General features: G+C 73.8%; 8 protein-coding genes and 1 riboswitch. Of the genes, 4 read left to right on the forward strand and 4 right to left on the reverse strand.

What is annotated here, in order from left to right; genetic code table 11:
- Positions 1–94 precede the first annotated feature (94 nt).
- On the reverse strand, positions 95–1,693 hold the full coding sequence (locus JO379_RS08285) for an ABC-F family ATP-binding cassette domain-containing protein (protein WP_130877158.1): 1,599 nt from the start codon (positions 1,691–1,693) through the stop codon (positions 95–97).
- Positions 1,694–1,972: 279 nt separating this feature from the next.
- Between JO379_RS08285 and JO379_RS08290 the strand changes: the two genes are divergently transcribed.
- Positions 1,973–2,401 (forward strand): VOC family protein, encoded by a 429-nt coding sequence (locus JO379_RS08290; protein WP_209514468.1) that lies wholly within the window; start codon positions 1,973–1,975, stop codon positions 2,399–2,401.
- Positions 2,402–2,545: 144 nt separating this feature from the next.
- On the opposite strand, the gene JO379_RS08295 is transcribed toward JO379_RS08290, so the two are convergent.
- The 3 genes from JO379_RS08295 to JO379_RS08305 all read right to left on the reverse strand — a co-directional run bounded on the left by JO379_RS08295 (position 2,546) and on the right by JO379_RS08305 (position 6,040).
- On the reverse strand, positions 2,546–3,991 hold the full coding sequence (locus tag JO379_RS08295) for a hypothetical protein (RefSeq protein ID WP_130877160.1): 1,446 nt from the start codon (positions 3,989–3,991) through the stop codon (positions 2,546–2,548).
- 171 nt (positions 3,992–4,162) lie between these two features.
- Positions 4,163–5,293 (reverse strand): alpha/beta hydrolase family protein, encoded by a 1,131-nt coding sequence (locus JO379_RS08300; RefSeq protein ID WP_209514469.1) that lies wholly within the window; start codon positions 5,291–5,293, stop codon positions 4,163–4,165.
- Between the two features lie 75 nt (positions 5,294–5,368).
- Positions 5,369–6,040: a class II aldolase/adducin family protein gene (locus tag JO379_RS08305; RefSeq protein WP_209514470.1), complete on the reverse strand. Its 672-nt coding sequence runs from the start codon at positions 6,038–6,040 to the stop codon at positions 5,369–5,371.
- Positions 6,041–6,153: 113 nt separating this feature from the next.
- Between JO379_RS08305 and JO379_RS08310 the strand changes: the two genes are divergently transcribed.
- The 3 genes from JO379_RS08310 (at position 6,154) to JO379_RS08320 (ending at position 9,147) form a co-directional block, all read left to right on the forward strand.
- The gene (locus JO379_RS08310) at positions 6,154–7,392 is read left to right on the forward strand and encodes an inorganic phosphate transporter (protein WP_130877163.1); all 1,239 of its coding nucleotides are present in this window, start codon (positions 6,154–6,156) and stop codon (positions 7,390–7,392) included.
- Between the two features lie 33 nt (positions 7,393–7,425).
- A complete protein-coding gene (locus tag JO379_RS08315) occupies positions 7,426–7,674 on the forward strand; it encodes a hypothetical protein (protein WP_209514471.1) in 249 nt (82 codons plus the stop codon).
- 117 nt (positions 7,675–7,791) lie between these two features.
- Positions 7,792–7,930: riboswitch (cobalamin riboswitch) on the forward strand.
- Between the two features lie 131 nt (positions 7,931–8,061).
- Positions 8,062–9,147, forward strand: a complete 1,086-nt coding sequence (locus JO379_RS08320; RefSeq protein ID WP_130877165.1) for a cobalamin biosynthesis protein — start codon at positions 8,062–8,064, stop codon at positions 9,145–9,147.
- The last annotated feature ends 23 nt before the right edge of the window (positions 9,148–9,170 follow it).

The raw sequence follows: 9,170 nt of genomic DNA on the forward strand, positions 1-9,170 counted from the left end.
CGCGTGCGCCGGAGTGCCGGGCGCCATGGTGGTACGAGCCCTACTCACTCAGATGAAGGATCACGTGTCGGCCGAATGATCCATACGCAGTGGATCAGGCCAGCGCGACCAGGTCGCGGTAGTCCGGGCCCCACAGGTCCTCGACGCCGTCCGGCAGCAGGATGATCCGCTCGGGCTCGAGGGCCTCGACGGCCCCTTCGTCGTGGGTGACGAGGATGACCGCGCCCTTGTAGGTGCGCAGGGCGCCGAGGATCTCCTCGCGGCTGGCGGGGTCGAGGTTGTTGGTGGGCTCGTCCAGGAGCAGCACGTTGGCGGAGGAGACGACCAGGGTTGCCAGCGCGAGACGGGTCTTCTCGCCACCGGAGAGCACACCGGCCGGCTTGTCGACGTCGTCGCCGGAGAAGAGGAACGAACCGAGCGTCTTGCGGACCTCGACGAGGTCCAGGTCCGGCGCGGACGAACGCATGTTCTCCAGGACCGTGCGCTCGGGGTCGAGCGTCTCGTGCTCCTGGGCGTAGTAGCCCATCTTCAGGCCGTGGCCCTCGATGACCTGCCCGGTGTCGGGCTTCTCGGCGCGGGCGAGCAGGCGCAGCAGGGTGGTCTTGCCGGCGCCGTTGAGGCCGAGGATGACGACGCGGGAGCCCTTGTCGATGGCCAGGTCGACGTCGGTGAAGATCTCCAGCGAGCCGTAGGACTTGGAGAGGCCCTCCGCCATCAGCGGGGTCTTGCCGCAGGGCGCGGGCTCGGGGAAGCGCAGCTTGGCGACCTTGTCCGAGACCCGTACCGCCTCCAGGCCGGACAGCAGCCGCTCGGCGCGCCGGGCCATGTTCTGCGCGGCGACGGTCTTGGTGGCCTTGGCGCGCATCTTGTCGGCCTGCGAATTGAGGGCCGCGGCCTTCTTCTCGGCGTTCTGGCGCTCGCGCTTGCGGCGCTTCTCGTCGGCCTCGCGCTGCTGCTGGTAGAGCTTCCAGCCCATGTTGTAGATGTCGATCTGCGAGCGGTTCGCGTCCAGGTAGAAGACCTTGTTGACGACGGTCTCGACGAGGTCGACGTCGTGGGAGATGACGATGAAGCCACCGCGGTAGGTCTTGAGGTAGTCGCGCAGCCAGACGATGGAGTCGGCGTCGAGGTGGTTGGTCGGCTCGTCGAGGAGCAGGGTGTCGGCGTCCGAGAAGAGGATCCGGGCCAGCTCGACGCGGCGGCGCTGACCACCGGAGAGGGTGTGCAGCGGCTGGCCGAGCACCCGGTCGGGCAGTCCGAGCGCGGCGGCGATGGTCGCGGCCTCCGCCTCGGCGGCGTACCCGCCCTTGGTCAGGAACTCCGTCTCCAGGCGCTCGTACTTCTTCATCGCCTTGTCGCGGGTGGCGCCCTTGCCGTTCGCCATCCGCTCCTCGTTCTCCCGCATCTTGCGCAGGACCGAGTCCAGCTCACGCGCCGAGAGGATGCGGTCGCGGGCGAGGACGTCGAGGTCACCGGTGCGGGGGTCCTGCGGGAGGTAGCCGACGTCGCCGGAACGGGCGATGGTGCCGGCGGCGGGGACGCCCTCACCCGCGAGGCACTTGGTGAGGGTGGTCTTGCCCGCGCCGTTGCGGCCGACGAGGCCGATGCGGTCGCCCTTGGCGATGCGGAACGAGGCGTTCTCGATGAGGATGCGTGCGCCGGCGCGCAGCTCGATGCCAGAGGCGGTGATCACGGGGGACTACTCCAGGGCAGATGGGACGGCGGTGGGGACGGGCTGGGTCGCGATGACGCCGTCTAATGCACGAGGAGGAAAGCCATACGACCAGTCTAGCGGTGTCGCGCAAGCCGGATTTCTACGGCGCCCGGGCGGGGGCCGTCCGCGGGCGGGCGACGAAAGGGGCGGATATGGGGTGATTCATCGATACTCGGGGTGGACGGCCCCGCGACGACCGGGCCCCCGGTCACCGCGGACCGGTCACCCGGTCACCGCGACACCCGAGGAGTGATCGTCATGGCAAGTGCCCCCACGGGCCCGCCGACCCTCTACCCGACGCTGCTGTACCGGGACGCGAAGGCGGCGATCAAGCAGCTCACCGAGGCGTTCGGCTTCACCGCGGCCGCCGTCTACGAGAGCGAGGACGGCACCGTGCTGCACGCCGAGCTCACCTACGGCAACGGCATGGTGATGCTCGGCTCCAAGGGCCGCAAGGGCGTGTTCGCCGAGGCGATGGCGGAGGGCGGGCCGACCGGCGTCTATGTGCTCGTCGAGGACACCGACGCCCACCACCGCCGGGCCGTCGAGCACGGTGCGGAGATCCTGATGCCGCCCACGGACCAGGACTACGGGTCCCGGGACTATCTGGCCGACTATCTGGCCAAGGATGCCGAGGGGAACGTCTGGAGCTTCGGGACGTATGCGCCGTTCGGCGCGGGTGGCTAGGGGGCGCCCTACCGCCTGCGGGCCGTCCTGCCGCCTGCGGCGGCGGGCGCCCTGCGGGCGCGTCCTCAAACGCCGGACAGGCTTGATTCGGCTGAGCTCAGCCACATCAAACCCGTCCGGCGTTTGAAGATCCGCCGGACAGGCCTACGCCCCGCCCCGGTGGACCTGGAACGCGGCTCGGCGTACCGCCTTGGCGAGGGCCGGGTCCGGGTGGGCCGCGGCGAGGGCGACGAGTACCTGGACGGTGCGGGGGTGGCCCACGGCGCGGATCTCGTCCAGGAGGCCCGGCACGGTGCCCTGCACGGCCGAGTCCAGGTGGCGCACGAGCAGCCGGCTCTCGCCGTGATCGGCGACGGCGGCGGCGGTGTCCACCCACAGCCAGGTCGCCTCCTCCCGGGTGAGGACCTCGGCGGCCGCTTCCTCCGGGTCGTGCCCCTCGTGCTCGGCGAGCCACAGCAGTGCGTACGGCCGCACGCACGGCTCCAGGGCCGCCGCACGCACGGCGGGCTCGGCGGGCGCGCCCACCGCGCGCAGCGCCTCGAAGGCGAGCCCGCGGACCAGCGCGTCGTCGCCGCGGGCCGCCTCCAGCAGATCGTGGACGGCGCTGCGCACGGGCCGCGCGGCGAGCCAGGCCCGGTATTCGGCGCGGGCGGGGCCGGGGGTGAGGTCGGCGCAGCCGCGCAGCATGGCCTCCGCCGACAGCTCGATGTTCCCGGCGGGGCTCTGGGCGGCGACGCAGATCCGCTCGAGCTTGACCCAGACCGCCCAGTTGCCGAGGGGGGTCAGGAGGGCTTCGCGGGTGTCGCCGCGGGCCGCGGGTGGCGCGTCCTGCCCGTCCCGCATGACCAGTGCCCCGACCGAGGCGAGCCCTTCGAGGGCCCAGTCGAGCAGCCCGGCCAGCGGGTCCCCCTCGCCCGGTGCGGGCGGTGCGGGCTGCGGCCAGGGCACGGCGGGGTTGCCGTAGGGGACCTCGCAGCGCTCGGCGCGGATCTCGGCGACGCGCTGCTGGAGGATGTCGAGGAGCATCGCGACGGAGACCGGGCCCGCCGAGAGGTGCATGACGGACAGCAGCTGCGGGGCGGCCTCGACGACCTCGGCGGCGATGGTCGGGTCCGTCCCGGCGGGTTCCGGGTGGGCGAGGGACCAGGCGTCGAAGAGGGCGACCCAGCCGCGCAGCACGGCGCTGTCGTCCCGGTCCCAGGCCTGCAGCCGCCAGCCGGGGCGGGCGGTGTCGCCGTGGAGCTCGACGAGCCCGGCGAGGCGGGCCCGGTCCCAGTCGGCCCGCACCTGCCGGTCGGTGAGCCCGAGCGCGTCGGCGGCCCGCCCGGCCGTGTCGTCGCAGAGCCCGCCGGCCTCGCCGGGCCGCAGCGAGGTGCCGCGGCCGCATTCGGCGGCCACCCAGCGGGCCAGCCGGACGGCACCGGTCAGGCCGCCTCTGGCCTGCCGGGCGAGTTCCGTCGGCGCCGGGGTGCCCGCGGGCGGGCGGGGCGCCGGTCGGGAGCCGCGATTCGCCACGGCCCGGCGGGCAGCGGCGATCGGCTGTCGGGGGACCAGTCTGAGCCGGGAGTCGCGCGGAGTACGGGACGTCACAGGAGCAGTCTTGCCGTTGACGCTCCGAAAACCCAATCGGGATCAACTATCCGGCCGTTCAGGGCCGGTAACCGGCGGTACGGAATCTTCGCGTCCGGTCGTAGGGGACGTCACGGGGGCCTCTCGACGCCCTCCCGTCCCTCGTTTTCGGTCAGAACAAGGCAGAGCAAGTCAGAGCAAGGGGGTCAGGAAGCGGCGCAGTGCCTCTTCGTAGCGCACGGGGTTCGCGTTCCACATCGCGGCGTGCGGGGCGTGCGGGACGGTGTGCGGGTGGATCAGTTCCGGCCGGCGCGCGATGAGCGCCCGGGAGTGCTCCCAGGGCGCCAGGGTGTCGCCGGGGCCGTGCACGAGCAGGGCCGGGACGGTCAGCCGGGCGGGGTCGGTGGCGGTGATCAGTCCGCCCGGGGCCAGTCCCGTGCGGCCCTCGGCGGCCCGTACGGCGAGCGGGAGCAGCGCGGCGGGGACCCGGGTGGCGGCGAAGGAGCGCAGCAGCAGGGGCCAGTCGAGGACGGGCGAGTCCATGACGAGGCCCACGACGCGGTGGCACAGCGCGGAGTCCAGGGCGGCGAGCAGGGCCATGGTGGCGCCGGTGGACCAGCCGTGCAGGACGACGCGGCGCGCGCCGTAGCGGAGGGCGTAGCGGATGGCCGCGTCGAGATCACGCCATTCCGCGGCGCCGAAACGGCTGATTCCGTCCCTCGGGCGGGGGGCGCCGGGGTCGCCCCGGTAGGCGACGTCCAGGACGGGGACCCGCAGGGCGCGCAGGAAGGGCATGACGACCATGGGGTGCTCGCGGGTGGTGCCGATGCCGTGCACGGTGATCACCCAGGTGTCGCGGGGGCCGGGCACGAACCAGGCGGGCAGCGGCCCGAGCTCGCCGGGCACCTCGACGTCGGCGTGGTCGAGGCCGAGGGCGTCGCGCGGGTTGCCGGAGTAGACCTGCGGCGTGAGCCACGCGCGCGTGCCCGGCAGCACCATGCCATGGGTGACGCGCTCCAGGCGGCGTACGACGCAGTCGGCGGGGTGCTCCTCCCCGACGACGGGGCCGACGACGGCGTGCAGGCCGCGCGCGACCAGTCCGTACGTACCGGGGCGCTCGCTGGCGAGGCTGCGGGTGAGGGTGACCGTGCCGTCCCCGGTGGCGTGCACCGTCAGCTGTGGTTCGCCGGGCGGCGGGCGGCCCGGGGCGGGCTTGAGGGCGGCGTCGCTCGCGTACCGTCCGGCCGCCAGGGCGGCCGCTCCGGCACCGAGTACGGTCGTGGCGGCCGTCAGGAGAGGGGCCGCCGCTGTACGCGGGCGCATCCCTTCCAGTGTGTGGGGCCCCGGCGCCCCCGGCCAGTGGGCGGCTTCGGGCCGCCGTGGGCGCCGGGGCGGGGGTCAGCGCTGTCCGTAGCCGCGGAGTTTGCCGGCGACCTCGGCGACCTGGGCTCCGGTCAGCAGCGTCGGGGTGTGGCCGGGAACGGTGGCGGCGGTCAGCCAGAGGCGGCACATCCATTCCAGCTGGGCCGTGCGGTCGTACGCCTGGTCGAGGGTGCTGCCGTAGGTGACCGTGCCGTGGTTGCGCAGCAGGGCACCGGTGCGTCCGTCGAGGGCGGCCAGGAGGTGGCCGGCCAGTTCCTCGGTGCCGTAGAGGGCGTAGGGGGCGACCCGGACCGGGCCGCCGAGGGCCGCCGCCATGTAGTGGACCAGCGGCAGCTCGTCGACGAGGGTGGAGACGGCGGTGGCGTGGACGGCGTGGGTGTGCACGATCGCCCGGGCGTCGGTGGCACGGTAGACGGCGAGGTGCATGGGCAGCTCGCTGGTGGGGGTCAGCTCGCCGAGGACTTGTCGGCCGTCGAGGTCGACGCCGACGGCGTCGCCGGGGCCGAGCCGGTCGTAGGGGACCCCTGAGGGAGTGACAAGAACAACATCGCCGACCCGTGCGGAGACGTTGCCGGAGGTGCCCACCACCAGCCCCTCCGAGGTGGTGCGACGGGCCGTGGTGACCACGTCCGCCCATGTCCGCGGGATCTCCCCGGGGTCGGCTATCCGGTCTTCGGTCGCTGTCATCGTTATCCGCCTCCGGTTGGCGTCACTGCTCGGTCCGTTCCAGTTCACCTTCCGTTCACCCAGGGTCCCTACGGTCGCCGCGTACCTGACCATCGAGCTGATTGCCTGGGTGAATGGAAAACATCACGCTTCTCATCGGGATCGTGATCGTCACGGCCTTGGTGTTCGACTTCACGAACGGCTTCCACGACACGGCCAACGCCATGGCCACCACCATCTCCACCGGGGCGCTCAAGCCCAAGACCGCGGTGGCCATGTCGGCCGTGCTGAATCTCGTCGGCGCGTTCCTGTCCGTGGAGGTCGCGGCGACGATCTCCAAGGGCATCGTCGACGAATCAGGCATCCGGCCGGAGATCATCTTCGCCGGACTGGTCGGCGCGATCGTCTGGAACCTGCTCACCTGGCTCGCGGGCCTTCCCTCCAGCTCCTCGCACGCGCTGTTCGGCGGCCTGATCGGCGCGACCATCGCCTCGGTGGGCACGGACGCCGTCCACGGTGACGCCGTCGTCATGAAGGTCCTCATCCCCGCCGTCGTCGCCCCGGTCGTGGCCGGCCTGGCGACCGTGCTCGCGACCCGGCTGACCTACCGCCTGGCGCGCGACACCGACCCCGAGGCCAGCGCCAAGGGCTACCGCGCCGGGCAGATCGCCTCGGCCGCCCTGGTCTCCCTCGCCCACGGCACCAACGACGCCCAGAAGACCATGGGCATCATCACCCTCGCCCTGATCTCCGGCGGCGCGCTGGGCGCGGACGCCGACCCGCCGATGTGGGTCATCGCCTCCGCCGGCATCGCCATCGCGCTCGGCACCTACCTCGGCGGCTGGCGCATCATCCGCACCCTGGGCAAGGGCCTCGCCGACATCCAGCCGCCGCAGGGCTTCGCCGCCCAGACCGGCGCCGCCGTCACCATCCTGGCCTCCTCCCACATCGGCTTCGCGCTCTCCACCACCCAGGTCTGCTCCGGCGCCGTCATGGGTGCGGGCAAGGGCCGCAAGGGCGGCGTGGTGCGCTGGTCCACCGCCGGCCGCATGATCGCCGCCTGGGGCCTGACCCTCCCGGCCGCCGGCCTCGTCGGCGCCGGTGCCGCCCTCCTCGCCGACCGGGGCGACTGGGGCGTCGCCACCGTCGCCGTGCTCGCCGTCGCCGCCTGTGGCGCGATCTGGCTGGCCTCGCGCCGCAAGCCCGTGACCCACGACAACGTCAACGAGCTCGACGGCCAGCACGCCGAGCCCGCCGGTGTCGTCACCGCCGCCCTCCAGGCCGTCGCCCCGCCGCCGGCCGGGCTCCTCCCGGACCGGGCCGCCTCGGCTCCCCGCGAGCCCGAGCGCACCCCGGCCGCCGCGACCGGCTGACGCCGGACCAGCCAGCCTTAAGGAAGAACGCTAATGAACATCGACTGGGCATCTCTCGGCCAGGTCTTCGGCGTCAGCCTCGTCGTCACCGTCGCGATGGTGGGCGTCTTCACCCTCGGCATCGTCGGCACGTCCCGCAAGCCCCAGGGCGCGGGGGACGGCGCCGCCGGCGCGGCGGCGGCCACCACGGCGCCGACCACGGTGGCGCGCACCGGCGCGTACGCCTGCTTCGCGCTGTGCGCGGCGGCTGTCGGGTACGGCATCTACCTCATCGTCGCCTGATCGTCCGCCGACGACGGTCCACCCACGGCCCGGGGCGGCCATGGCCGCAGGTCAAACGTGAGTTGACGGCCGTTCCCGGGCCGTGGTGGACTTCCGGGGCCAAACGGCGACAGCAAGAGGAAGCCGGTGCGAGTCCGGCGCGGTCCCGCCACTGTCACCGGGGAGCGCTCCCCCACCCCGTGGGTCCATAGGGGTCACGGCTCGCCGACGCGAGCTGGAAGACCGGGGGCGGCGCCGATCCGGGAGCCAGGAGACTCTGGTCGCCGGTCACGTCGAACCAGGGCGCGGACCCTGAGTGAGGACACATCGCGATGCCCGGCTGCCGCCCCACACCCCCTCCTTCCGTCTTCCGTGCACCCCTCCGAGGCGTGACGGCGGTCTGATCCGATGCGTGCCGATCACGTCGGTTTCGCGTCCGGTGCCGCGCTCGGCTTCCTCGGCGACCTCCTCGTGGGCGATCCCCGCCGCGGCCACCCCGTGGCCGCCTTCGGGCGCGCCGCGCAAGGCGTCGAGCGACGGCTGTGGCGTGACCACCGCGGCTACGGCGCCCTGCACACCCTGGTGTGCGCGGGCGGCAGCGCCGCGGGCGCCGCTCTGCTGACCCGTGCCGTACGGAACTCCCCCCGCGCGCACATCGCGCTGACCGCCGCCGCCACCTGGGCCGTGCTCGGCGGCACCTCCCTGGGCCGGGAGGCCCGGGCCGTCGGCGGTGCCCTGGCCGCGGGGGACCTGGACGTCGCCCGGGAGCGGCTGCCGCATCTGTGCGGCCGTGACCCGCAGTCGCTGGACGCGCAGCAGATCGCGCGGGCGGTCGTCGAGTCCGTCGCCGAGAACACCTCCGACGCCGTCGTGGGCGCCCTCGTCTGGGGCGCCCTGGGCGGTGTGCCCGGGCTCGTCGGCTTCCGCGCGGTCAACACCCTGGACGCGATGGTCGGCCACAAGTCCGCGCGCTACCGGCGGTTCGGCTGGGCCTCGGCCCGTCTCGACGACGTCGTCGGCTGGCCCGGCGCCCGGCTCACCGCCGCCCTCGCCGTCCTGGCCGGCCCCGACCCGCGCGGCGCCTGGCGGGTGGCCCGGCGCGACGCCGCCCGGCACCCGAGCCCCAACGCGGGCCCCGTCGAGGCCGCCTTCGCCGGTGCGCTCGGCGTCCGGCTGGGCGGCACCCTCGCCTACGCGGGCCGCGTCGAACACCGTCCCGTCCTGGGCGCGGAGCTGCGCCCGGTCCGGGCGGCCGACATCGAGCGCGCGGTACGGCTCTCGCGCCGGGTGTCGCTGCTGGCCCTCGGGGTCGCGATCGCCGGGCGGTACGCCGTCACCGGCGCGCGGGCCGCGACGCGCTCCACGAGCGGTGCGCCGACCGGGCGCGCCCTGGGCAGACTTCCGGCGGCCGCCCGGCCCGTACGGACGGTACGGACGGCACTACGGATCACACAACGGGTCATAGCTCCCACGCAGCACAGGAGGAACCGGTGACAGCGGACAGGAGCGGGCCCACG

The sequence above is a fragment of the Streptomyces syringium genome (genome assembly GCF_017876625.1).
In the GTDB taxonomy this organism is placed as follows: domain Bacteria; phylum Actinomycetota; class Actinomycetes; order Streptomycetales; family Streptomycetaceae; genus Streptomyces; species Streptomyces syringius.

Coding starts and splice junctions, on each gene's coding strand:
- JO379_RS08310 (WP_130877163.1), top strand. CDS start 6,154: ATGGAAAACATCACGCTTCTCATCGGGATCGTGATCGTCACGGCCTTG.
- JO379_RS08315 (WP_209514471.1), top strand. CDS start 7,426: ATGAACATCGACTGGGCATCTCTCGGCCAGGTCTTCGGCGTCAGCCTC.
- JO379_RS08305 (WP_209514470.1), bottom strand. CDS start 6,040: ATGACAGCGACCGAAGACCGGATAGCCGACCCCGGGGAGATCCCGCGG.
- JO379_RS08300 (WP_209514469.1), bottom strand. CDS start 5,293: ATGCGCCCGCGTACAGCGGCGGCCCCTCTCCTGACGGCCGCCACGACC.
- JO379_RS08320 (WP_130877165.1), top strand. CDS start 8,062: ATGCGTGCCGATCACGTCGGTTTCGCGTCCGGTGCCGCGCTCGGCTTC.
- JO379_RS08290 (WP_209514468.1), top strand. CDS start 1,973: ATGGCAAGTGCCCCCACGGGCCCGCCGACCCTCTACCCGACGCTGCTG.